The sequence below is a fragment of the Rhodobacter sp. P1_C2 genome (genome assembly GCF_056406375.1).
Genome location: NZ_JBFUAG010000004.1, coordinates 95,179 through 119,243, shown reverse-complemented (window position 1 = coordinate 119,243; position 24,065 = coordinate 95,179). Strand labels below are relative to the sequence as shown.

22 protein-coding genes are annotated in these 24,065 nt (G+C 66.2%); 6 read left to right on the top strand and 16 right to left on the bottom strand.

The features are described 5' to 3' along the window. Window positions 1-101 precede the first annotated feature (101 nt). The 9 genes from AC1DZT_RS07660 to AC1DZT_RS07620 form a co-directional block, all read right to left on the bottom strand. A complete protein-coding gene (locus tag AC1DZT_RS07660; protein WP_478006028.1) occupies window positions 102-791 on the bottom strand; it encodes an HAD family hydrolase in 690 nt (229 codons plus the stop codon). Between the two features lie 2 nt (window positions 792-793). After that, window positions 794-3,181: an aldehyde dehydrogenase family protein gene (locus AC1DZT_RS07655; protein WP_478006027.1), complete on the bottom strand. Its 2,388-nt coding sequence runs from the start codon at window positions 3,179-3,181 to the stop codon at window positions 794-796. Window positions 3,182-3,192: 11 nt separating this feature from the next. Continuing rightward, window positions 3,193-4,161 carry a deoxyribose-phosphate aldolase gene (gene deoC / locus AC1DZT_RS07650; RefSeq protein ID WP_478006026.1) on the bottom strand — a complete coding sequence of 323 codons (969 nt, stop codon included), beginning with the start codon at window positions 4,159-4,161 and terminating at the stop codon, window positions 3,193-3,195. Between the two features lie 8 nt (window positions 4,162-4,169). After that, the gene (locus tag AC1DZT_RS07645; protein WP_478006025.1) at window positions 4,170-5,168 is read right to left on the bottom strand and encodes an ABC transporter permease; all 999 of its coding nucleotides are present in this window, start codon (window positions 5,166-5,168) and stop codon (window positions 4,170-4,172) included. Then, entirely contained in the window at window positions 5,161-6,654 is a 1,494-nt protein-coding gene (locus AC1DZT_RS07640) for a sugar ABC transporter ATP-binding protein (RefSeq protein WP_478006024.1), read from the bottom strand. Before AC1DZT_RS07640 ends, AC1DZT_RS07645 begins: the two co-directional genes overlap by 8 nt. An 8-nt stretch (window positions 6,655-6,662) precedes the next feature. Further along, window positions 6,663-7,649 carry a sugar-binding transcriptional regulator gene (locus AC1DZT_RS07635; protein ID WP_478006023.1) on the bottom strand — a complete coding sequence of 329 codons (987 nt, stop codon included), beginning with the start codon at window positions 7,647-7,649 and terminating at the stop codon, window positions 6,663-6,665. Beyond that, window positions 7,646-9,163, bottom strand: coding sequence for an FGGY-family carbohydrate kinase (locus tag AC1DZT_RS07630; protein ID WP_478006022.1), 1,518 nt, complete (start codon window positions 9,161-9,163; stop codon window positions 7,646-7,648). The genes AC1DZT_RS07635 and AC1DZT_RS07630 overlap by 4 nt, the downstream gene beginning before the upstream one ends. Before the next feature lie 54 nt (window positions 9,164-9,217). Then, window positions 9,218-10,240: a galactitol-1-phosphate 5-dehydrogenase gene (locus AC1DZT_RS07625; RefSeq protein WP_478006021.1), complete on the bottom strand. Its 1,023-nt coding sequence runs from the start codon at window positions 10,238-10,240 to the stop codon at window positions 9,218-9,220. Window positions 10,241-10,339: 99 nt separating this feature from the next. Next, on the bottom strand, window positions 10,340-11,314 hold the full coding sequence (locus AC1DZT_RS07620) for a substrate-binding domain-containing protein (RefSeq protein WP_478006020.1): 975 nt from the start codon (window positions 11,312-11,314) through the stop codon (window positions 10,340-10,342). Between the two features lie 407 nt (window positions 11,315-11,721). Between AC1DZT_RS07620 and trxC the strand changes: the two genes are divergently transcribed. Beyond that, window positions 11,722-12,168, top strand: coding sequence for a thioredoxin TrxC (gene trxC, locus AC1DZT_RS07615; RefSeq protein ID WP_478006019.1), 447 nt, complete (start codon window positions 11,722-11,724; stop codon window positions 12,166-12,168). 6 nt (window positions 12,169-12,174) lie between these two features. On the opposite strand, the gene AC1DZT_RS07610 is transcribed toward trxC, so the two are convergent. The 3 genes from AC1DZT_RS07610 to AC1DZT_RS07600 all read right to left on the bottom strand — a co-directional run bounded on the left by AC1DZT_RS07610 (window position 12,175) and on the right by AC1DZT_RS07600 (window position 15,335). Beyond that, window positions 12,175-13,542 (bottom strand): phosphohexomutase domain-containing protein, encoded by a 1,368-nt coding sequence (locus AC1DZT_RS07610; protein ID WP_478006018.1) that lies wholly within the window; start codon window positions 13,540-13,542, stop codon window positions 12,175-12,177. Between the two features lie 88 nt (window positions 13,543-13,630). Beyond that, window positions 13,631-14,380, bottom strand: a complete 750-nt coding sequence (locus tag AC1DZT_RS07605) for a hypothetical protein (protein ID WP_478006017.1) — start codon at window positions 14,378-14,380, stop codon at window positions 13,631-13,633. 73 nt (window positions 14,381-14,453) lie between these two features. Beyond that, a complete protein-coding gene (locus AC1DZT_RS07600; RefSeq protein ID WP_478006016.1) occupies window positions 14,454-15,335 on the bottom strand; it encodes a LysR substrate-binding domain-containing protein in 882 nt (293 codons plus the stop codon). A 126-nt stretch (window positions 15,336-15,461) separates the two neighbouring features. Between AC1DZT_RS07600 and AC1DZT_RS07595 the strand changes: the two genes are divergently transcribed. Both AC1DZT_RS07595 and AC1DZT_RS07590 read left to right on the top strand, forming a co-directional pair. After that, the gene (locus AC1DZT_RS07595; RefSeq protein ID WP_478006015.1) at window positions 15,462-16,592 is read left to right on the top strand and encodes a TauD/TfdA family dioxygenase; all 1,131 of its coding nucleotides are present in this window, start codon (window positions 15,462-15,464) and stop codon (window positions 16,590-16,592) included. Beyond that, a complete protein-coding gene (locus AC1DZT_RS07590) occupies window positions 16,589-17,353 on the top strand; it encodes a class II aldolase/adducin family protein (protein WP_478006014.1) in 765 nt (254 codons plus the stop codon). The genes AC1DZT_RS07595 and AC1DZT_RS07590 overlap by 4 nt, the downstream gene beginning before the upstream one ends. A gap of 42 nt (window positions 17,354-17,395) precedes the next feature. Here AC1DZT_RS07590 and AC1DZT_RS07585 read toward each other — a convergent pair whose 3' ends face one another. The 3 genes from AC1DZT_RS07585 to AC1DZT_RS07575 form a co-directional block, all read right to left on the bottom strand. Beyond that, window positions 17,396-18,184, bottom strand: a complete 789-nt coding sequence (locus tag AC1DZT_RS07585; RefSeq protein ID WP_478006013.1) for an exodeoxyribonuclease III — start codon at window positions 18,182-18,184, stop codon at window positions 17,396-17,398. A gap of 61 nt (window positions 18,185-18,245) precedes the next feature. After that, window positions 18,246-18,563, bottom strand: coding sequence for a hypothetical protein (locus AC1DZT_RS07580; protein ID WP_478006012.1), 318 nt, complete (start codon window positions 18,561-18,563; stop codon window positions 18,246-18,248). A gap of 388 nt (window positions 18,564-18,951) precedes the next feature. Beyond that, window positions 18,952-19,638, bottom strand: coding sequence for a response regulator transcription factor (locus AC1DZT_RS07575; RefSeq protein WP_478006011.1), 687 nt, complete (start codon window positions 19,636-19,638; stop codon window positions 18,952-18,954). A gap of 168 nt (window positions 19,639-19,806) precedes the next feature. On the opposite strand from AC1DZT_RS07575, the gene ribA reads away from it, so the two are divergent. The 3 genes from ribA (at window position 19,807) to AC1DZT_RS07560 (ending at window position 23,338) form a co-directional block, all read left to right on the top strand. Then, window positions 19,807-20,892: a GTP cyclohydrolase II gene (ribA, locus tag AC1DZT_RS07570; RefSeq protein WP_478006010.1), complete on the top strand. Its 1,086-nt coding sequence runs from the start codon at window positions 19,807-19,809 to the stop codon at window positions 20,890-20,892. Beyond that, on the top strand, window positions 20,889-21,392 hold the full coding sequence (locus tag AC1DZT_RS07565) for a L,D-transpeptidase family protein (RefSeq protein WP_478006009.1): 504 nt from the start codon (window positions 20,889-20,891) through the stop codon (window positions 21,390-21,392). The genes ribA and AC1DZT_RS07565 overlap by 4 nt, the downstream gene beginning before the upstream one ends. Window positions 21,393-21,463: 71 nt before the next feature. Further along, window positions 21,464-23,338 (top strand): alpha-amylase family protein, encoded by a 1,875-nt coding sequence (locus AC1DZT_RS07560; protein ID WP_478006008.1) that lies wholly within the window; start codon window positions 21,464-21,466, stop codon window positions 23,336-23,338. On the opposite strand, the gene AC1DZT_RS07555 is transcribed toward AC1DZT_RS07560, so the two are convergent. After that, entirely contained in the window at window positions 23,335-23,988 is a 654-nt protein-coding gene (locus tag AC1DZT_RS07555; RefSeq protein WP_478006007.1) for a YggS family pyridoxal phosphate-dependent enzyme, read from the bottom strand. The two genes, AC1DZT_RS07560 and AC1DZT_RS07555, sit on opposite strands and share 4 nt — an antisense overlap. Between the last annotated feature and the right edge of the window lie 77 nt (window positions 23,989-24,065).

Genomic DNA, 24,065 nt, shown 5'->3' with positions numbered 1-24,065 from the left:
CAGTTTGGTGCGCAGCACCGAAGAAACTGCGAAGCGTGGGGGTGTGAAACCCCCAGCCTTGGGTCGGGTCAAAAGCGCCGTCGGTCACCCGACCCGCCGCCTCACCCCGCGCGCAGCAACGCCTGCAGTTCCGGATGAGAGGCGCAGATCGCCCCCGCTCCGGCTTGCCGCAGGAGGGCGGCGTGGTCCTCGGCCTGGCCCGCCAGATGGCTGCCACCGACAAAGCCAAGGCAGCGCATGCCGGCGGCCCCGGCGGCCCTGACCCCGGCGGGGGCGTCCTCCACCACGAGGCAGCGGTCCGGGGCGACGCCCATTTTCGCTGCGGCATGAAGGAACAGGTCCGGCGCCGGTTTGCCCCGGGCCACCATCTCGGCGCTGAAGGCGCGGCCGGCGAAGCGCTCGGCAAGGTCGATGGCACGCAGCGCGTGGTCCAGCCGGTCCACCGCCCCGCCCGAGCCGATGCAATAGGGGATGTGGGCCCCATCCAGCAGGTCCAGCGTGGCGAGCGCGCCGGGCACGGCCTGCAATTCGCAGGCATAGCGGGTGAACAGGCGCCGATGCCAGACATCGGGGAAATCGGCGCCGCAGGGTGCGCCGGTCTGTGCAGCGATGAAGGCCATGTGGTCGCGGGTCGAGGCGCCCAGAAACCGCGCCTGCGCCTCTGCCGCGGTGATGGTGGCGCCGCGGGCGGTCATTTCGGCGGCCAGTTCCTCGATGGCGATGCCCTCGCTATCTGCGAGGACACCGTCAAAGTCGAAGATCACCAGACCGATCTCGGAGAGGAGCGCCATCCTCAGGCCCCGTAGGGGATCCAGATCGTCTTGACCTGCGAGGCGCGGCGCAGGAACTCCGCACCCTGGCCCTGGGCGGGGTCGCGCCAGTCGCGGGCCAGGCCCTCATCGGTCCAGACCGGCTTGAGGTTGCCGGCACTTGCCGCCTCGACCACCGCCACGCCGGCGGCGCTGCCGCAGTACCAGAGGGCTGCCACCTCGTCATGTTCGGCAAGCGTCTTGGCCAGGGCCTCGCGGTCGCCGGTCAGAAGGTTGATGACACCAGCCGGAATGTCCGAGGTTTCGAACACCTGGTAAAGCCGCGCCGCGATCAGCGGCTGGCTCTGGCTCGCCACCGCCACCACGGGGTTGCCCATCGCGATGGCGGGCAGGACCAGCGACATCAGGCCGAGGAGCGGCGCCTCGTCGGGGGCGACGATGCCGAGGACGCCGAAGGCCTCGTTCACCGTCATGGTGACATGCTTGGTCTTGGTCGCCGTCACCGCCCCGTCGAACTTGTCGGCCTGGGCGGCATACCAGAAGGCGCGGCGGATCGTCGCCTCGACCTCTTCCGCGGGCTTGGGGCTGGCACCCGTGGCGGCAAGGGCCGCCACAAACTCTTCGCGCCGCTGTTCCAGATTCTCGGCCAGGAAATACAGCACCTGCGCCCGGTTATGCGCCGTGACGCCACCCCAGCCGGTGGCCTTGGCCGCAGCCTCGACCGCGTTGCGCACGTCCTTGCGGTTGGCGAGCGCCGCCTGGCCCAGCGCCACGCCGCCCTTGCCCAGCACGCTGTAGCTTTGCCCGCCATCGGCGCGCGATTGCTTGCCGCCGATGTAGAGCTTGGCGGTGATATCGATGGCGGCGGGGTCGGATTTGCCGAGGTAGGGCGTCACCTCCGCCACCGGGGCGGAAACGGGCCGGGGCTTGCGCCCCGTCACCGGCCGGGCGAGGTATTCCAGCATCCCAGAGCGCCCGCCTTCCCGGCCGAAGCCGCTTTCGCGGAAGCCGCCGAAGGGTGCGCCGGCGTCGAAGATGTTGGTGGCGTTGATCCAGACCACACCGGCCTTGACCTTGGCCGCCGTCTCGATCGCGCGGTTGATGTTCTCGCTCCAGATGCTGGCGGCCAGGCCATAGCGGGTGTCATTGGCCAGGGTGATCGCCTCGTCCGGCGTGCGGAAGGTCAGGGTCGTGGCGACCGGGCCGAAGATTTCGGCTTGGCTCACGGTATGGGCGGGCGCCGTGCCGGTGAAGAAGCCGGGCGCACAGAAGGCGCCCTTTTCCGGTAGGGCACCCGGCGCGCGGTGCAGCGTCGCCCCCTCGGCCTCGCCCTGCGCCAGCAGGCCGGTGATGCGCTGCAACTGCTTGCGCGACACGATGGCGCCGACATCCATCGTCTTGTCCAGCGGATCGCCGATGCGCAAGGTGGTCAGCCGCGCCTTCAGCTTGGCGAAGAAGCGTTCGGCCACGCCCTCTTGCACCAGAATGCGCGAGCCGGCACAGCAGACCTCGCCCTGGTTGAACCAGATCGCATCGACGACGCCTTCGACGGCGGCATCGAGATCGGCATCCTCGAAGACGATGAAGGGCGATTTGCCGCCCAGTTCCAGCGACAGTTTCTTGCCCGATCCGGCGATCTGGCGGCGGATCACCCGGCCCACCTCGGTCGAGCCGGTGAAGGCCACCTTCTTGACCATCGGATGCCCGGCCACCGCGGCCCCGGTGGCGCCATCCCCCTGCACGATGTTCAGAACCCCCGCCGGCAGCCCGACCTCGGCGCAGATCTCGGCAAAGGCCAGCGCGGTCAGCGGTGTCAGGTCCGCCGGCTTCAGCACCACGGTATTGCCCGCCGCCAGCGCCGGCGCGACCTTCCACGCCAGCATCAGGAGCGGGAAGTTCCAGGGTATCACCTGCCCGCAGACGCCCAGGGGGGCAAATTCGGGAAACTCGGTGTCCATCACCTCGGCCCAGCCGGCATGGTGGTAGAAGTGGCGGGCGACCAGCGGCACGTCGATGTCGCGCGTCTCGCGGATGGTCTTGCCGTTGTCGAGCGTCTCCAGCACGGCAAGGAAGCGCTCGCGCTTCAGGATGTGGCGGGCAATGGCATAGAGGTATTTCGCCCGGGCATGGCCCGGCAGGGCGGCCCATTTCGGGAAGGCGGCTTGGGCGGCACGGACGGCGGCATCGACCTCGGCCTCGGTGCCGAGGGCGACGTGGGTCAGGACCTCATCCGTCGCGGGGTTCAGGACCTCGGCGGTCTTGCCCTCGGGGGCCACGAAACGGCCATTGATGTAATGGCCCACGACGGGGCGGGCGGCGATCCAGGCGCGCGCTTCGGTGCTGGATTCCGGGGCGGGGCCATAGTCCATGGTCTGCATGATGTCCCTGATCGACGGCGTTTTGACTGACATGGAAGCTCTCCTCAGGCCAGCGCGTGGCGGTTGGCGGCCGAGTAGCGGCCCGTGACATGGTGTTCGAGCTGGCGTTCGATATCGCCCAGCATCGAGGAGGCGCCGATGCGGAAAAGGTCGGGCATCATCGAACGCGTGCCCAGTTCCTCCTTGATCAGGAACAGCCAGTTCATCGCGTCCTTGGCGGTTTTGAGGCCCCCTGCCGGCTTGAAGCCGACCTGCTGGCCGGTCCTTTCGCGGAAATCGCGCAGGGCGCGGACCATGGTCAGGGACACCGGCAGCGTGGCGTTGACCTCTTCCTTCCCGGTGGAGGTCTTGATGAAATCCGCCCCGGCCTGCATGGCGACCATGCTGGCCTTGTAGACATTGGTCAGGGTCTTGAGGTCGCCGGTGGCAAGGATCGCCTTCATATGCGCCGGGCCGCAAGTCTCGCGCATATGGGCGATCTCGTCATAAAGCGCCTGCCACTGGCCGGTCAGCACCAGTTCGCGGGTGATGACGATGTCGATCTCCTTTGCGCCCTGATCGACGGCATAGCGGATCTCGGCCAGCCGCAGCGGCAAGGGCGTCAGACCCGCCGGAAAGCCGGTGGCGACCGAGGCGACCGGGATGCCCGAGCCTTCCAGCGCCTTGACCGCATGGGGCACCATGGTCGGATAGACGCAGACGGCACCGACCGTCAGCCCTTCCAGCCCGAGGGCCTGCAACAGATCGGCGCGCACCGGCGCCCTGGCCTTGGCGCAAAGCCTTTGCACGCGGCCGGCGGTGTCGTCGCCCGACAGCGTGGTCAGGTCGATGCAGGTGATGGCCCGGGCCAGCCAAGCGGCCTGAAAGTCCTTCTTGACCGTGCGCCGCGTCGGCAGGCTGGCGCCCCGGCGATCGGCGGCAGAGCTGTTGACCGAGATGGCGTCGAACCAGTCCGGGGTAAAATCCGTCCCGGTCATCCGGGGGAAATCATGCGTCATTGCAAGGGGTTCCATGTTTGTCATCAGCGTCCACGGCGCAGGTCGATGAAGCGGTTGAGAAGGATGGCGGCGACGATGATCAGCCCGGTGACCGTCATCTGGTAGAAAGAGCCAAGGCCCAGAAGGTTGAAGATATTGCGCAGCACCTGCAAGAGCATCACAGCAAAGAAGGTGCCAAGGATACCCCCCCGCCCGCCAAAAAGCGAGGTGCCGCCCAGCACCACCGCAGCGATGGCGTCCAGCTCCAGCCCCTGCGCCGCCGTCGGCTGGCCGATCCGGAGGCGCGAGGTCAGAAGGATGCCGCCCAGCGCGCTCATGATGCCGGAAATGGTGAAGACCAGGATCAGCGCGGCCCGTGTCGGCAGGCCCGACAGACGCGCGGCCTCGGGGTTGCCGCCGGTGGCATAGATCGTCTCGCCCACCACCGTCAGCCGCAAAAGGCCGCCCGCGACAAGGCAGAGGAGGAGGAAGATCAGCCCCATCGAGCTGAGCGCAAAGCCCGGCAGCAGGGTGATCTTGCTGGAGGAGATGGCGGCAAACCCCTCGGGCAGGCCCGAGACGGGCACGCCGTTGGTCATGAGGTACGTCAGCCCCCGGAAGGAGACGAGGCCCGCCAGCGTGATGATGAAGCTGGGCACATTGGCCAGCGCCGTGATGCTGCCCATCACCGCGCCGCAGGTGGCGCCCGCCGCGATGGTCAGCACCACGGCCAGCCAGATCGGCATGCCCCCCGCCAGAAGCACCGCCACCAGCATCCCGCAGAGCGCGCAGACCGAACCGACGCTGAGGTCGATGTTCCCGGTCAGGATGACAAAGGTCATCCCCACCGCGACCACGCCGGTCACCGCCGCCTGTTGGAACAGGTTGGCGATATTGGTGCCGGTCAGAAAGCTGGGCGACAGGCAGGCGGCAATCACCGTGACCAGCACGAAGATCACGATGAAATTGTATTCGATCGCCAGATCGATCGCCTGGCGGGTGAAACTGGGGGTGGCGGGGTTGCCGCTGGTCAGGTCAGTCATTCTTGGTATCCCCGAGGATCTGTCGTTTCAGGATCGTGTCCTGATCCGTGGTGGCGGGATTGAAACAGGCGATGTTGCGGCCTTCATGGAACAGCCAGATCCGGTCGCAGGCGGCATAAAGCTCGTCGAGCTCCGAAGAGGCGACGATGATCGCGGCCCCCTTGCGCGAGAGCTGATCGACCAGCGCGTAAAGATCGGCCTTCGCCCCGATATCCAGCCCGCGCGAGGGTTCGTCGAGCAGAAGGATCTCCGACCCCTTGATCAGCCATTTCGACAGGACGACCTTCTGCTGATTGCCGCCGGAAAGCTGGATCACCTTCTGGTCGGGGTGGCCGTATTTGGTCGAAAGCTGTTTCAGCACGGCGACGGTATCGCTGCGGCGCCGGGCGTGGCGGGTCCAGAAATCGCCCTGCATCGCGGGCAGGGTCGCGTTCTTGTAGATGGCAGCATCGAGCATCAGCCCTTCGGTCTTGCGGTTCTCCGGCACCAGACCAAAGCCGCCCCGGATCGCATCCTTGGGCCGGCGCGGCGCATAGGCCTGACCGCGCAGCCGCATCTCGGCCTCATGCGGCAGGGCCCCGAACAGCGCCTTGAGGAACGAGGTCCGCCCGGCGCCGTTCAGCCCGGTCAGCCCGGCAATCTCGCCCCGCCGCAAGGTGAAATCGCGGATGTCGAGGCCCTGCGGCCCGCTCAGCCGGTCGATCTGCAGGATCACCTCGCCGTCGAGCGGCGGGCGCTCGTGACGTTCGACCAGAGCCTTCGCCCCGCCGAGGATCGCATCGACCAGCGCGCTGTCCGGGGTGCCCGCGACATCGAAGGTCTCGATCGTGCGGCCGCCGCGCAGCACGGTGACCCGGTCGCCGATCTCGCGCAATTCGCCGAGACGGTGGCTGACATAGACGATGGCGACGCCCTGCGCCGTCAGCTCGCGGATCACCCGGAACACGGCCTTGAGCTCGGTCTCGTTCAGCGCGGCGGAGGGTTCGTCCATGATGATGATCTTGGCCGCACGGGTCAGCGAGCGGGCGATGGCGGTCAGCTGCTGGTTGGCGACCGACAGGTTTTCCACCCGCGCATCGGGCGAGAATTGCGCGCCGACCCGTGCCAGCGCCGCCTCGGCCCGGCGGCGCCGTTCGGCCTTGCGCAGAAAGCCGAAGTGCTGCGGCGGGTGACCAAGGAACAGGTTTTCGGCCACAGTCAGATGCGGGACCAGGTCAAGCTCCTGATAGATCATCGAAATCCCGGCCTCTGCCGCCTCGGAGGGGCTGCGGAAGGTGATCGGCTTGCCGTCGATCCGGATCTCTCCACCCGAGGGCGCCATTGCCCCGGCGCAGAGCTTCAGGAAGGTGGATTTCCCCGCCCCATTGGCGCCCAGCAGGCAATGCACCTCGCCCGCGGCCACGTTCAGATGGGCGTCGGACAGGGCCACGACATTGGGCGGAAAGCGCTTGGCGAGGTTGCGGATTTCCAGCACGGGCGCAGTCATTGGCGCGGTCATTGGACTTCTCCGAGGATGTTTCTGGCCGTGGCCTCGTCCGTCACCAGGACCGAGACATAGCCGGCCTTGAGGGCGGCGCGGGCGATGGGGTGTTTCTCCTCGCCCGAGACGACGCCGATGGCCCAGTCCTTGCGGCGCAGATGGTCGAGGCGCAGGCCCACGGTGCGGTCATCGAGTGCTACATCGGCGATCTGGCCATCGGCATCGACAAAGCGGCCGAGCACGTCGCCCACGGCGCCCAGCGCGCGCAGCCGGGCGATATCCTCTTGCGAGAGATAGCCGGAATCGGTCAGCACCGATTGCTGCGGTAGACCGCCCATGCCAAAGCAGATCACTGGCGCGGCCTCGGCGAGGGACAGGACGCGGCCGATGATCGGGTCTTCCTCCAGCGCGTCACGGGTGCTGCGCTTGCCGACGATGGCCGGCACCGGCAGCAAGGTCGCCTGGCCGCCCGCCGATTGCGCGAAAGCCTCCGCCACCGCCGCATTGCGCGACGAGGTGGCGTGCAGCGCCGAGTTGCCGTTGACCAGCACCATATGCGCGCCGGGGTTCCAGCCCTGCGGCAAGGCCCGCGCCACGGCGGCCATGGTGCGACCCCAGCTGACGCCCAGAAGCATCGGCTTGGGGTTGAGGTTGGCAAGGTAAAGCGCCGCCGCCTGCCCCACGGTTTCAATCAGCAGGGCGGGATCGGTGATCTCGCCCATCGGCACGACGATGGCATCGCGCAGATGGAAGCGTTGCTGCAGGGCGACCTCGAGGCTGGTCTTGCGGCTGAGCCGCGGGGTGATCTCGATCTTGACGATGCCCTCGGCGCGCGCCCCTGTCAGAAGCTTGCCAACCTGCCAGCGGGTGATGCCCAGTTCGGTCGCAATCTCGGCCTGGGTGCGGTCGAAGTCGTAGTAAAGCTTGGCCACCTGCACCATCAGGTGGTCGCGCTGTTCGTCCGAAGGCAGGCGCTGCGAATAGGGGTTGCGGTCCTTCATGCCCTTGCCCCCGTCTGCCGCGCCGACAATTCATGCAGGACCGGGGTCAGGGCCTCGGTCGCCTGCCGGTAAAGCGGCAAGCTGCGGGCGAACCAGTCGGAGCGTTCAGGGTTGGGCAAAACCTCGCGCACCGGGGCGGCAAAGGCGCGCGCGGCTTCGGAGAGCGAGCCGAAAAGACCGATGCTGCTGGCCGCCGCCACCGCTGCACCGACCAAAGACAGGTTATCCTCCCGCGCCACCAGCACGGGCCGCGCCAGGGCATCCACCGTGGCTTGCAGCCAGGCCGCATTCTTGACGATCCCGCCCGCCATGACCACCCGGTCAATCGCGACATCCCGCGCCGCAAGGCAGCCCAGCACATTGGCCGAACCGAGCGCCACCGCATCGACGGCCGAGGCATAGATATCCGCCCGTCCATGCCCCAAAGTCAGCCCCATCATCGCCCCGCGCAGGGCGCCGTCGCGATAGGGCGTACGGTTGCCCATCCAGTAGTCCAGCGCGAGCAATCCCTCGGCGCGCGAGGGCGTCGCCGCCACCTCGGCGATCAGCGCGGCATGGCCTGCCGCATCAAGGCCAAAGATCGTCCCCGCCAGCCAGTTCATCACCGACCCTGCCGAGACCTGACCGCATTCCACCAGCCAATGCCCATCGGTCAGCGCATTGGGATAGGGTCCCCAGAAGCCCGCAACCTCGGTTTCCGCCCCAAGCTGCGTCAGCTGCACGACCGAGGTGCCGCCGATGAAGAGCATCGCCCCCGGCTCGATGATATCGGCGCCGAGCATGCCGATATGGGCGTCGATGCCGCCTTGGGCCACCATCGGCAGGTTGGTCAGCCCCAGATCCGCCGCCATCGCGGCCCGCATCGGCGCGATCTGGCCGCCGACCGGGATCACCCGTTGCGGCAGGCGGTCGGACAGATCCGCCACGCCGAGGGCGTCGTAGATCTCGGGGCGGAAGCGGCCCTCGGCGCTGTCGTAATTCCATTTGCAGGCGGCATTCATCCGCGAGGCGACCCAGTCCCCGGTCAGGTCATGGTTCACATAATCCAGGGCCTCGCAGATCACCTCGGCCCCGGCCCAGACCTCGGGCTGGTGGCGTTTCAGCCACATCGCCTTGGGGATCAGCCATTCGACGGCATCCGCGCCGCCGCAAAACCGCATGACCGGATGGTCGAGCCGCGCCGTCTCGCGGCTTTCGGCCTCGGCCCGGCAGTCCATCCACAGGATGGCGGGGCGGAGGGGCGTACCATCGCGGCGGCAGATCGCCACGGTCGAGGCGGTGGTGCCGCAGCAGACGGCGGCGACGGAGGTCACGCCTTCCCGCGCCAGCACGGCGCGCCCCGCCTCGCGCAAGGCGCGGCTCCAGTCCGCCGGGTCCTGCTCGGCCCAGCCGGCGCGCGGATAGCGGGTCGGGTAGGCGGCTTCGGCCATGGCACGCATGGCACGGCGGTCGGTGTCGTAAAGACCCGCCCGCACGCCCCCGGTGCCGAAATCGAACGTCAGTATGGTGGCCAAATTCCCCTCCCAGGTCCTCGCCTTGCCCATCCTTTTCAGGGCGGGCAGATGCCCTCAAGGGCGGAACATGATCTTGGAGAAGAACATGCCCTTTTCGCTCTTCAGCCGGTCGAAGATCGCGGGCAGCGCCTCCAGCCCCAATTCGTGGCTGATCATGAACTCCCACTTCAGCGCACCACTGGCCAGTTTGTCCAGCGTCACCGTCCATTGCGGCCCGGGATAGGGCGCGCCGAAGGAGTTCCACGAGCCGTGGAGCGAGACCTCCTGCCGCAGGAAATGCTGGAAGGTCTTGTTCTGCAAGGCCACATCGCCGACCGGGATGCCGATGAAGACGACATGGCCGCCCGGTGCCGCCAGCTGCGCCGCCGCATTGATCGAGGAGGGATGCCCCGCCGCCTCCACGATCACGTCGCAGAGCAGATCCTTCGGCACCTCGGCCCCGGCGAGGAAGCAATGCGTGGCCCCGGCCTCGCGTGCCTGATCCAGCTTGGCTTCGGACACATCAATCGCCACGACCTCGCGCGCGCCCATCAAAAGCATCCACTGGATCGCGAAAAGCCCGATCGGCCCGCAGCCGATCACCGCCCCGCGCGCGCCCATCCGCACCCCGCCCGCCTTCCAGATCGCATGGAGCGCGATCGAGGCCGGGTCGACCATCGCCGCCGCCCGCGGATCGGTGCCCGCCGGCGCCTTCAACAGGTTGCCCACCGGCACCACGACCCATTCCGCATAGGCCCCGTCCCGGCGCGAGCCGAAGTAATCATAATCCCGGCAGCGCGAGAAATCGCCGGTCGCGCATTGGTCGCAGACCCCGCAGGGCAGCATCGGCGGGACGGTGCACAGATCGCCCGGCGCGAAACCTTCGACACCCGCGCCCATCTCTTCGATATGGCCGGAGAATTCGTGCCCGCAGATGATCGGCATCTTGTGGGCGCCCTTGATCAGCATCCGCGGCAGGTCCGATCCGCAAACCCCCACGGCTGCGACCCGCAGCAGAACCTCGCCCGGGCCGGGGACGGGTTTTGCGACCTCCTCAAGCCGGATGTCGCCGGGGGTGTAAAGAATGGCTGCGCGCATGTCGGATGCTTTCTGAGTAGGTTGAGAGTGGGGGCCGCCGCGGGGGAGCATGTGCCACGGCGGCCCGGATCGGCGGGGCTTGGCCCCCCGCCGAAAGGGTCAGTTGCCGAGGATCTTCGGCCGGTACTGCGCGAAAAGCGCATCGGTCGGGAATTCGGCGACATTGTCCTTGGTCACCGCCTTGGAGCCGGCGTCGACGAAGGCCGGAACCGGCTTGCCAGCGGCCACTTCGCGGGCGACCTGGATGGTCACATCGCCCAGATAGGCCGGATCGTTCAGCGCGGTGGCGACATAGGGGCCACCCTCGGCCATGACCTTCAAAGCCTCGGACAGGCCATCGACCCCGGCCACCAGCACGTCATTGCGGCCGCTTTCCTTCAGCACCTGCAAGGCGCCCAGGGCCATGTCGTCGTTATGGGCATAGACGACCTTCACATCCGGATTGGCCTGCAGCAGGTCCTGCATCGCGGTCACCGCATTGGCGCGGATATATTCGGCATAGGGCCCTTCGACGATCGTGTTGCCCGAACCTTCGATGGCGGCATGGAAGCCGTCGCGGCGATCCATCATGACCGAGCCGCCGGCATCGCCCTGGATCTCGATGATCTTGGCATTCTTGATGCCATCTGCCTTCAGGCGCGCCACCACGGCCTCGCCCACCATCTTGCCCATCGCCTTGTTGTCACGGCCGATATGGGCCTTCACGCCACCGCCATTGACCGACCGGTCCACCGTCAGCACCGGAATGCCCGCCGCAGCCGCCGCCTCAAGCGAGGGCACGACGGCATCGGGGTTGACCGGGTTGATGATGATCGCATTCACGCCCTGGGTGATCAGGTCCTGGATGTCGTTGTTCTGCTTGGTCACATCGCCATTGGCGTCCAGAAAAATCAGCGTGTCGCCACCGGCCTTGGCGGCGGCTTCGGCGCCATCTTTCAGCTGAACATAGAAGGGCGACTGCAGCGTGACCTGGCTGAAGCCGATTTTCAGACCCTCGGCCAAGGCCGGAGTGGACAGCGCAAGGATCGAGGCGGCGGCAGCAAGGCCCGCCAAAGCGGTGCGACGGTTGATCATGGGTTCCTCCCTGGAACGGCAAAAGCAAGGGCGGCCCGCGCCGCCAAACTGCAAAAGTGATAATTTATCACTGATGCTGTTTACAGTCAGGCGAGAGCTGGCCGGGCTGTCAATGGCTTTGTCACAAATGCCGAAATTTTCACCATATCACCCTGAAAATGCTTTATTATTTTTGCGCTTGGCGAAGCCGCACCGCGCCGAATCCCCGCGACTTCGCCGCAGAGGTGATTCAGGTTTCTGCAGCGCAGAGCAAATTTTGTTGTATTCTGCGCCCGCATAACAGGGCCCTGACGCCGATCCAGGCAGCGGCGGGTCGTGAGATTGACAACGATCCCCCCTGCCCCATCTTGAACGCCGCCGCCGCAGCTTCATATATAGAGTAACGCGAATATATCGGGATTTTGGCGATGCAAGACGCTGTCAGACTGACCTGCGCCACCTGTGGCCAGGCGAACCGGGTGCCGGTGGCCAAGCTCGGCGCCGGGCCGAGATGCGGCAGTTGCGGAGAGGCGCTTCTGGGGCCGAAGGTGGCGGAGTTCGACCTTTCGGCGCATGACAAGGCGACGAGGGCCGACGATCTGCCGACCATCGTCGACTATTGGGCACCCTGGTGCGGCCCCTGCCGGATGATGGCGCCGGAATATGCCAAGGCGGCGCAGGCGCTGTCGGGCAAGGTGCGTTTTGCCAAGATCAACACCGAGGATCACCCCGCCGTCTCGCAACGTCTGGGCATCCGCGGCATTCCCCTGCTGATCCTCTGGCAGAAGGGGCGCGAGATCGCCCGCCTGCCCGGCGCCCGCCCTGCGGCCGAGATCGAGGCCTTCGTGCGCAGCAAGGTTTCGGTTCCGGCCTGAGGCGGATCAGAGCCCGCCCTTCTGGATGATCGCCGAAATCTCGGCGAGCTTCCGGGCGATCAACTCCGGCTTGCCACGCGATTCAATGTTCAGCCGCAGCAGCGGTTCGGTGTTCGAGGCGCGCAGGTTGAACCGCCAGTCGCCGAACTCCAGCGACAGGCCGTCGACATCGTTGCGCTTGGTGGCAAGCGGGGCAAAGACCGCTTCCACCGCCGCCACCGACTCCGCCACGCTGACCACCCGGAAATTCACCTCGCCCGAGGAGGGGAAGCTCGCCCGCCGCGCCACCAAGAGGTCGCGCAGGCTCTGGCCCCGGCGCGAGATCAGCTCGGCCACCAACAGCCAGGGGATCATGCCGGAATCGCAGGCCATGAAGTCGCGGAAATAGTGATGCGCCGACATCTCGCCGCCATAGACCGCGCCCGTCTCGCGCATCTTGGCCTTGAGGAACGCATGCCCGGTCGGCGCCATCTCGGCCCGGCCACCGGCGCGGGCCACGACATCGACCGTGTTCCAGACCACGCGCGGGTCATGGATGATGGTGGCGCCGGGGTCCTTGGCCAGAAACACCTCGGCCAGCAGACCCACGACATATTCGCCGGCCACAAAGCCGCCCTCGTGGTCAAAGAGAAAGCAGCGGTCGAAGTCGCCGTCCCAGGCGACGCCGAAATCGGCCTTGTGGGCGCGGACGGCCGCGGCGGTCATCGGCTGGTTCTCGGGCAGAAGCGGGTTCGGGATGCCATTGGGAAAGCTGCCATCCGGCGTGTGGTTGATCCGGACAAAGCGCAAGGGCGCGCCGCGTTCGGCAAGCTCGTCAGAGATCGCATCGAAGGTCGGCCCCGCCGTGCCATTGCCGGCATTGACCAGAATGGTCATCGGGCGCAGCACCTCGACATCGACCAGCGACAGGACCCGGTCGACATAGGCCTGCCGCGTCGTCACCTCGCTTGACCCGCCCATCGGCCTTTCCGCGAAATTTCCCGCCTCGGCGAGGGCCTTGACCCGGGCAAGAAGCGAGGGCTCCAGCGGCGCCGATCCGGCCTTGACCAGTTTCATCCCGTTGTAATCCATCGGATTGTGCGAGGCGGTGACCTCGATCCCGCCATCGGCCTCCAGATGCGCCGTGGCGAAATAGACCTCTTCGGTGCCGCAAAGCCCAAGGTCCAGCACCTCGGCCCCGGCCTCGCGCAGGCCGATGGAGACCGCTGCGGCCAGCGCGGCCGATGAAGCGCGGCAGTCGCGCCCCAAGACCACCCGGCGCGCGCCCAGCCCCTCGGCGAAGGCGCGCCCGATCAGGGTTGCCACAGCCTCGTTCAGCTCGGGCCCCAGACGGCCGCGGATGTCATAGGACTTGAAACAGGTCAGGTTGGTCATGCCGGAATCCCTTGCAATTCCAAACAGGTTAGCAGACCGCCGGGCGGCATCAAACCGCAATTGCGGACCGCGCCCTCCCCCAAAAGGGTCAGTCCGCCCGCGCCTTCCTTCGGGCGAGGTAGTCGGCAAGCTTTGCCCGGTAAAGTGGTGCATGGGCCCGCGCCAGCCGCTTGACCCGGATCAGGTCGGCCAGGGTGGCGTCGGGCTTCAGGCAGGCCTCCTGCAGGGCGGCAAAGCGGTTGGCATCCTTGACATAGCTGGTGCAGGGATGCCCGCCAAAGGCAAAGCCCGCGCCGGCAATCTTGCCATTCACGCCCTGCATCCAGCGCAGCGCGCTGCGGTCATCGGCATGGCCCGCGTCATACAGCACAAGTGCCGCAGGCAGCGCCGCCACCCGCGCCGTCACAAGATCCTGCCAGCCCGCGGGCAACAGCGCAGGGTCGCAGTTCACCCGCGCGCTGCCGGTCCAGCCCAAGGGGCGCGGAAACCGTGGCGAGATCAGGCAGGGGCTGGCCACCCCCAGCGCATCGGCCAGCAGGATCGCGCCAAAGGCCCCCATCGAAAAGCCCATCGCCCGCGCCTGCGAAAACCCCGCCAGACCCTCGCGCAGCGCCGCCTCGAGGCCGCTGAGCTCGTCATTCAGATACCAGTCGTTGCGCGCTGTCTGCAGGACCAGCTGGGCAAACCCCGCCTCCAGCACCTTCTTGGACGCGGTGGCCGGGGTAAAACCGGCCTTTCCGGCGACGAAATTGTCGAAGGTGACAAAGACCTTGCGTCCCGACCCGAAGAGCGTGGCGCGCAGCTTGCGACCGTCGAAAAGGCGCAGAGGGTCGGGCAAGGCTCACTCCGTCAGAACTCGCCGCCAAGGTGAAAGCATTCCGCCGCAAAGTCCACCCTTTCACGCCCCGCCTTCATACCGCAGCACAAAGCCAGTCGCGCATCACCCGCGCCGCATCCCGCGTCTCGCCTTGGGAGGAGATCAGGTAGAAGGCCTCTTTCGGCACCACCGGCACCGCCCCCGCAGGAACCAGCCGCCCCTCGACCACCACACCGTCCGAGATCGACCTCCACCCCAGCAGCACGCCATGCCCGGCCAAAGCCGCCTGCATCGCCTGCACATAATTGGTGAAACTGCGCCCCGTCGCGCGGTTGGGCGGCAGGCCGGCACGCTGCAGATACTCTGGCCAGGTCAGCCAGGAATCCTCATCTGCCCGCACATGCAGCAGGGGCGCCTCGGCCAGATCCAGCCTGCCGCCCGCCTGCGCCAGCAGCGCGGGGCTGCAGACCGGCAGCACCCTTTCGGCGAAGAGCGGCACCACGCTGCCATCGCTCCACCTTCCATCGCCATAGCGGATCGCAATGTCGATCCCCGGCATCAGCCGGGGCGCGCCCTGCGGCGTGGTGGCGACGTTCACCGTGATTTCGGGGTGGCTGTCGTGGAACAGCGCCAGCCGCGGCATCAGCCAATAGGTCGCAACGCCCACCGAGCAGGCCAGGGTGATCGTCCGCTCGTCCGGCGCCTGCAGCAGCCGGATATGCGAGACGGCCTCGGCGATCCGGTTCAGCCCGTCGGTCACCGCGGCGCGCAGGATCAGCCCGGCCTCGGTCGGGGCCACCGGCCTGCGGCTGCGGTCGATGAGCCTGGTGCCAAGGTGATCCTCCAGCTGGCGCAGGGCCTGGCTGATCGCGGGTTGCGTCACGTTCAGCTCTGCCGCGGCGCCCTGAAGCGTCTGGTTGCGCACCACCGCCTCGAAGACCGTCAACAGCCGCAAGGGCGGAATGGCGCGGCGCATGGTATAATCCCCAAGTTATAGTAGCATAAGATCATTCGCGCTTCCGTCCGCCCTGTCCAGCCCCTAGTTTCGCCCTCAAACCGGTTCGCTGCACTGCAGCGGCCACAGCACAAAGGAAGCGCGACGATGGACGGCAGCACGATCCCCTCGGTGAACCTGATGCCCAAGGGCCTTGAGGTGCCGATGCCCGATGGCACGATGAAATACTTCAATTATTACTGGCTGCGCGACAACTGCTCCACCTCCTTCGACCGGCAGACCCGCGAGCGCGTCTTCGACATTTTCCACATGGCCGAGGCGCCGGAGCCTGCGGAAGCCGTCCTCGCCAATGGCGGGCTGGAGATTGTCTGGAAGGCCGATGGCCACCGCTCGCGCTATCCCTTGGAGTGGCTCGCCCTTTATACTTCGGCCAAGCCGCGCCACGACCCGGCCGACCTGCCGCGCAAGGCCTGGTTCGCCGACCATTACCCGGCGATCGCCCGCTTCTCGCAGCCCAAGCTGATGGAAGACCGCGCCGAAGTCGCCCGCTGGATCGAGGCGATGCTGGTCGAGGGCATCGCGATCATCACCGACATGCCCGATTCCAACGAGGGCCTGACCGAGACGGTCAACCTGATCGGCCAGGTACGCCCGACCTTCTTCGGCGACTTCTTCGACGTGAAGACCCATATCAAGCCGACCAACCTCGCCTATACCGCCAAGGCGCTGGAGCTGCACACCGACACCCCGGCCGAGGACTTCGCCCCCGGCATCCAGTTCCTGCATTGCCGTGCCAACTCGGTCGAGGGTGGGCAGAACCTGTTCCTCGACGGCGTCGCCGCCGCCAATGACCTGCGCGCCGAACATCCCGAAGACTTCCGCCTGCTCAGCGAAATCGACATCCCCTTCTACAACGAGCATGACAGCTACGACATGCGCTCGCGTCAGCGGGTGATCGAGCTGGACCAGCATGGCGAGGTTTCGGGCCTGACGATCAGCCAGCACATGGCCGATGTCTTCGACCTGCCGCAAGAGCTGATGGACAGCTACTACCCCGCCTTCTGCCGCTTTGGCCGGATGCTGCAAAGCGACAAGTACCTGATGCGCTTCCGGATGAACGCGGGCGAGTGCTTTGTCTTCGACAACCACCGCATCGTGCATGGCCGCGCCGCCTATTCCGCCACCAGCGGCGAACGTTACCTGCGCGGCTGCTATTCCGACCGGGGCGAGATGCGCGGGATCTACCGGGCCATCGTCTCGGAAGGCCGGTTCAAATGAACGCGCCTGTCGCACCCCAGGGCCAGCTTGATCCCGCAGCGCTGGCCGCGCTGCGGGTGGATCTGGCCGCCGCCTTCCGGCTGGCGGTCCATTTCGACTGGCATGAATCGGTGGGCAACCATTTCAGCGCCGCCGTCTCGACTGACGGGAAGACGTTCCTGATGAACCGGCGCTGGCAGCATTTCGCCAGCATCAAGGCCAGCGATCTCTTGTTCCTCGATGCCGACGATCCGGAGGTGATGAACGGCCCCGACGCGCCCGACGCTTCGGCCTGGACGATCCACGGCACGGTGCACCGGATGATGCCCTCGGCCAAGGTGATCCTGCATTGCCACCCGCCTTATGCGACCGCCTTGGCCTGCCTGAAAGACCCGTCGATGCTGCCGATCGACCAGAACACCGCAAGGTTCTACGGCGATCTGGGCATCGACCTCAATTTCGGCGGCATCGCGGATGACGCCGAAGAGGGTGTGCGGCTGGCCCGCGCCTTCGGCAACCACGCGACGCTTCTGATGGGCAATCACGGCGTCACCTGCGTGGCGGCCACCGTGGCCGAGGCGTTCGAGAACCTCTATTTCTTTGAACGCGCGGCAAAAACCCTGATGCTGGCCTATGCCAGCGGCAAGCCGCTCAACGTCATGTCGCCCGAAATTGCCAGCAAGACTGCCGAAGGCTGGCGCGCCTATAACGGCATGGCCTTCGCGCATTTCGACCATCTGAAGACGATGCTCGACAAGACCGACCCGAGCTACCGCGACTGATACGCCCTGCCCCGCTGTCGCACGACGGCGGGGCTTGAGGCTTTACAGATCGAAGGTCGCGAAGACCGGCACATGATCGCTGCCCTTTTCCCAGCCGCGGACCGGGCGCAGGATGCGGCTGCCGTGGGCGGCATTGGCGATGTCTGGCGTGGCCCAGACATGGTCCAGCCTGCGGCCCTTGTCGCCGGCATCCCAGTCGGGCGAGCGGTAGGACCACCAACTGTAAAGATTGCCCTCGGGAATGTCTTTGCGGGTCACATCGACCCAGGCGCCCGATTCCATCACCGCCGACAGATGGTCCACCTCGACCGGCGTATGCGAGACGATCTTCAGCAAGGCCTTGTGATTCCACACATCATCTGGGCGCGGCGCGATGTTCAGATCGCCGACCAGAATGGCGCGGTCAGGCTTTTCCCAGCGGAAATGGTCGCGCATCTCGGTCAGGAAATCGAGCTTCTGGCCGAATTTCTCGTTCTGCTCGCGGTCGGGGATATCGCCGCCGGCGGGGACATAGCAGTTGTGGATCGTCACGCCATTTTCCAGCCGCGCCGCGACATGGCGGGCATGGCCAAGGCTGGCGAAATCCCTTTCGCCGGCATCGACGATCGGCAGTTTCGACAGGATGGCGACGCCGTTATAGCCCTTCTGCCCGCGCGCCACCATGTAGCGGTAGCCGAGCGCCTTGAACTGCTCCACCGGGATCAGCTCCACCGGGCTTTTGCATTCCTGCAGGCACAGGATATCGGGCTGTTCGTCGGCCATCAGCTTGGCGACCAACCCTTCGCGCAGGCGGACGGAGTTGATGTTCCAGGTGGCGAGGGTGAAAGTCATGTGCGGACTCCGGTTGCAGACGGCAGAGACTAGGCCCTGCCGCCGCAAGCCTCAACCCGCTTCAGTCATGCAGCGTGAAAGTGCCGAGCTTGCACAGGTCCTGGGTGTCTTCGACACTCGCCCCGTCGGCGGTGACAAAGCGCATGTCATAGTCGCAGACCCGTTCGCCATCGCTGATCGAGATCGAGCCCTGGTCGCCCGCGGCCACGGCATCCACCGTCAGGATATTTTCGCCCCATTCGTCCTGGTCGTGCGGCGAGAGATACATCTCGGTGATGTCATGCGAGGAATTGTTGATCAGGGTGAATTCCAGATCCTCCGCCAGCGCAGGCAGCGCGGCGAGGGCCAGAATGGCGGCGAGGGGGATCGAAAGGCGCATCGAAATCTCCTGAAACGACGGGATGGGTCCGGCCAAGAATTGCCCCCTTTCGTTTAGTGCCAGAAGATTAAGCAATAAGAAACAGGCATGTCATTTCACACCCTTAGCGGCGCTTCCGCCATACAATCCTCAGATGTGCTGGCGCTTGCGACCGGGACACCTGCGGCAGGCAACCGCCGCGCGATCGGGCAAAAAAAGGCCGGGCAGTAAGCCCGGCCAGGTCCAACAGGGAGGTGCCGCGCCATGACCCCGACGCGGCAAGGGGAACTCTCGCAGGCGAACCTGCGCCGAAACTGCATTGTTCAAAGATAGTGCAAAATCGGCTCTGATCGAAGGTCTTGCTGCAAAAAACAGGTATATTTTGCAGAGGTGTTACATTTGGGCATGATCAGGCGACCAGTTTGTAGCCGCCATTCTCGGTGACCAGCAGGCGCGCATTGGCCGGATCGGCCTCGATCTTCTGGCGCAGGCGGTAGATATGGGTCTCCAGCGTATGGGTGGTGACCCCGGCGTTATAGCCCCAGACCTCGTGCAGCAGCACATCCCGCGCCACAACCCCTGATTGCGCCCGATAGAGGAACTTCAGGATATTGGTCTCTTTTTCCGTAAGTCGGATCTTCTTTTCCTTTTGATCCAGCAGCATCTTTTGCGCCGGTTTGAAGGTATAGGGACCCATCTGGAAGATCGCGTCCTCGCTCTGCTCGTGCTGGCGCAGCTGGGCGCGGATGCGGGCCAGCAGCACCGGGAACTTGAAGGGCTTGGTCACATAATCATTGGCGCCGGAGTCGAGGCCCAGGATCGTGTCGGCATCCGAATCATGCCCGGTCAGCATCAGGATCGGGCATTTCACCCCGGCCTTGCGCATCCGCTTGCACAGCTCGCGACCATCGGTGTCGGGCAGGCCCACGTCGAGGATCACGAGGTCATAGGCGGCGGCCTTGGCTTTCTCCATCCCCTCGGCGCCGGTGCGGGCCTCGAAGACGTCGAAATCTTCGGTCATCACCAGCTGCTCGCTCAGGGCTTCGCGCAGGTCGTCGTCGTCGTCAACCAGAAGGATCTTGCGCAGGCTGGACATGGGTATCTCCTTGGATCGGGCGATGCAGGACATCTTGTTGCGCTAGAGATGCGGCTGGATCACGGCCCAGACAAGATTTGCAACAATCGCCTCACGCGGACGTGTCAGATTGCCGCCATATGTTTCAAATTCCGGCCCGAAGCCCTAGATAGTGTTTCAGGAGATGCCATGACCCTTGCCCCGACCCTGACTGAAAAGCTGGCCCGCGCGCGGGGCGACCTGCGGATGGGTGTGCCTGTGGTGCTGGTCGGCGATGGTGCGGCCCTCGTGGTGGCGATCGAAGAGCTCACCGCGGGCCGCCTTGCAGACTTTCGCGCCTTGGGCCGACCCGAGGTCGCCCTGACCCTGCGCCGCGCCGAAACCCTGAAGGCCCGCGCCTACGACGGCGACCTGGCCCGGATCGCCGTGCCCGATGAGGTGGGGCTGGACTGGCTGCGCAGTCTGGCCGACCCGGCCGATGACCTGCGCGTACCGATGAAGGGCCCCTTGATGGCGCTGCGCGAGGGTTCGCCCGCCCTGCACCGCGCCGGGATCGCGCTGGCCAAATCCGCCCGGCTTCTGCCCGCCGTCCTGGTGGTGCGGATCGCCGATGGCCCCGGCCTTGCCCTGCGCGAGGGGCTGACCATGCTCGCTTTGCCCGAGATCGGGCCGGAGCTTGCCCGCCTGTCGCCGCTGCATCCCGTCTCGGCGGCGCGGGTGCCGATGGTGGCCTCGCAGGCCGGGCGCGTCCATGTCTTCCGCCCCGAGGATGGCGGCGAGGAGCATTACGCCATCGAGATCGGCCGCCCCGACCGCAGCCAGCCGGTTCTGGCGCGGCTCCATTCGGCCTGCTTCACCGGCGATGTGCTGGGCAGCCTGAAATGCGACTGCGGCCCGCAGCTGCGCGCCGCCCTGGCCCAGATGGGGCAAGAGGGCGCGGGGGTTCTTTTGTACCTCAACCAGGAGGGCCGCGGCATTGGCCTGGCCAACAAAATGCGCGCCTATTCCCTGCAGGATCAAGGCTTTGACACGGTGGAGGCCAACCACCGCCTGGGCTTCGAGGATGACGAACGCGACTTCCGCATCGGCGCCGACATCCTGCGCCGGATGGGCTTTCACGCGGTCCGGCTGATGACCAACAACCCCCGCAAGATCGAGATGATGCAGGGCTGCAACCTCGCCGTGACCGAAAGGGTGCCGCTGCAGGTCGGGGAAAACCCGCAGAACGCCGGGTATCTCGCGGTCAAGGCCAGCAAATCCGGGCATCTGCTGTGACCTGGGCCGACCTTGTGGTCACGCCCACCGGCCTGCGCTTTCAGGGTCGCCATTTCCCCTGCACCGTCGGACGCGGCGGCATCGTCCCCGCCGCCAAGAAGCGCGAGGGCGACGGTGGCACGCCCACCGGTCGCCACCGCATCGTCGGCATGCTCTACCGCCCCGACCGGATGCCGCGGCCCAGGGCCTCGGCGCTGCCGATCGGCCCGACCGACCTTTGGTCCGATGACAGTGGCGATGCGCAGTATAATCAACTGGTTCAGGCGCCCTATCCCCATTCGCACGAGGCTTTGCGGCGCGCCGATCCGCTGTATGACCTGGTGCTGATCACCGACTGGAACTGGCCCAAGGCGATCCCCGGGCGCGGATCGGCGATCTTCATCCACCGCTGGCGCAGGCCCTGCGCCCCCACCGCGGGCTGCGTGGCCCTGGCGCCGCGCGACCTTTTGTGGGTCGCCCGCCACCTGACCCCGGACAGCCACCTGGTCGTCCCGGGCTGAACCTCGCCAAACAGGCTTCTCAAAACGCTTTGGAATGCCTAGAATGCCCGGGTCCGAGGGAGGATCAGATCATGGCAAAAGCGGCGTCCGTGACGGATGACGAGGTCTTTGCACTGCGGCTGGCGCGCAGCGCGCCGGACCTCTGGCCGATGCTGGAGGCGCTTTATGGCCAACATCTCGAATATGAGAGCTTTCGTGACCGGCTCCTCGCCGCGCTGAAGAAGGGCTGGACCAAGCGGCCCGCCGACCTCAAGCAGCTTGACCTCAAGCGCGATCTGGAACCCGACTGGTTCCAGCGCCCCGATATGGCGGGCTATGTCTTCTACATCGATCGCTTTGCCGGCACCCTGAAGGAGGTTCTGGGAAAACTCGATTACCTGCAGGACCTTGGCATCACCTATGTCCATTTCATGCCCTGCCTGAAACCGCGTCCCGGCGACAGCGACGGCGGCTATTCGGTGATGGATTACCGCGCGATCAACCCCGATTACGGCACGATGGAGGAGTTCGAGGCCGTCACCGCCGCCCTGCGCGCCCGGGGCATCTCGGTCTGCATCGACCTCGTGCTGAACCACACGGCCAAGGAACATGCCTGGGCGCAGGCCGCCGCCAAGGGCAAGGCGAAGTACCAGGATTACTACCTGATGTACGACGACCCCGCCCTGCCCCGCGCCTATGAAAAGACCCTGGTCGAGGTCTTTCCGACCCATGCCCCCGGCAATTTCACCGAATATCCGCATGTCGGCAAATGGGTCTGGACCACCTTCAACGAACACCAATGGGATCTGAACTGGGCCAACCCGGAGGTCTTCCTCGAGATCACCGAGATCATGCTCTACCTCGCCAACCGCGGGGTGGATGTGCTGCGGCTGGATGCGGTGGCCTTCATGTGGAAGCGGCTCGGCACGCGCTGCCAGTCCCTGCCCGAGGTCCATATGCTGTTGCAGGCGCTGCGGGCCTGCTGCCGGATCGCCTGCCCCGCCGTCCTGCATCTGGAAGAGGCGATCGTCGGCCCGGAAGAGATGCTCCCCTACCTTGGCCGCGGGCGGCATGACGGGCGCGAGGGCAATCTCGCCTATCACAACAGCCTGATGGTGCAGTTCTGGGGCGCCCTGGCCACCCGCGACGCCCGCCTGATGCGCCAGGTCCTGGCCAAGCACTTCCCCGACCGGCTGACCAATGCGACCTATGCCACCTATATCCGCTGCCATGACGACATCGGCTGGGCGGTGACCGATGAGGATGCCGCCGCGCTGCAAATCTCCGGCGGGGCGCATCGCGCCTTTCTGTCGAACTTCTACGAGGGCAGCTTCCCCGGCTCCTTCGCCGCGGGAGAGCTGTTTCAGGCCAATCCCGAGACGGGGGACAAGCGGATCTCGGGCACCTTCGCCTCGCTCGCCGGGCTGGAGCGGGCCGAGGGCGATGCGGCGGCGCTGGCGGTGCAGCGCATCCTTCTCGGCCATGCGCTGATCGCCTCTTTCGGCGGTATCCCCTTGATCTACATGGGGGATGAACTGGCGATGCTGAACGATTACAGCTATCACGACGACCCCGCCCATGCCCATGACAGCCGCTGGCTGCACCGGCCAAGGATGGACTGGCATCTCGCCCATTTCCGCCATTCCGACGACAGCCCGGCGGGCGAGGTGTTTCGCGGCACCAAGCGCATCCTCGCCCGGCGCAAGGCGACCGAGGCCCTACATGGCGCCTATCCGGTGCAGATCGTCGACCCCGGCCTTGCGGGGCTATTCGCCTTTGTCCGCAAGGCGCCGACCGGGCCGCTGCTTTGCCTGTTCAACATGACCGAGCATTGGCTGAACCTGCCCGAAAGCTTTGCCCGCGCGCAGGGCGTCACGCGGATGCATGACGCCTTGTCGGATCACGCGGTCACGGCCCATCACGGCGAGATTGCCCTGCCGCCCTATGCGCGGGTCTGGCTGCTTTAGCCGTAGCTGCGCGCACCGAAGATGGCGGAGCCGACGCGGACATGCGTGGCGCCCTCGGCGATGGCGATTTCGAAATCGCCGCTCATCCCCATCGACAGGCCCTTGAGCCCGTTGCGGGCGGCCATGCCGGCCAAGGCCTTGAAATGCGGGGTGGAATCCTCACCCTCGGGCGGGATGCACATCAGGCCGATCGGCGCCAGATCCAGCGCGCGGCATTGGGTGACGAAAGCGTCCAGCGCCTCGGGCAGGATGCCGGCCTTCTGCGGCTCGGCCCCGGTGTTGACCTGGATGAAAAGTTCGGGGCATTGACCGCGGCTCTGGGCGAGCTTCGCCAGCTTTTCGGCCAGCGAGACGCGGTCCAGCGTGTGGATCGCCTCGAAAAGCTCGACCGCCTGCTTGGCCTTGTTGGTCTGCAAGGGACCGATCATATGGACCTGCACCCCGGGAAACGCGGCGCGAAAGCCTGGCCATTTGCCGGCGGCCTCCTGGACATAGTTCTCACCAAAGACGCGCTGCCCGTCCTGAAGCGCCTGCCGCACCCTCTCGTCCGGCTGCACCTTGGATACGGCGATCAAGGTCACCGCATCCGGCGCGCGCCCGGCGCGTTGGCAGGCTTCGGCGATACGGCGGGAAATCTCGATCAGTGACATGGCGGCCCCTCTTTTGGGCGGCAGAAGGCCACAGACGGCCGCAAATGAAAAGAGCGGGCAATTGCCCGCTCTTTCCT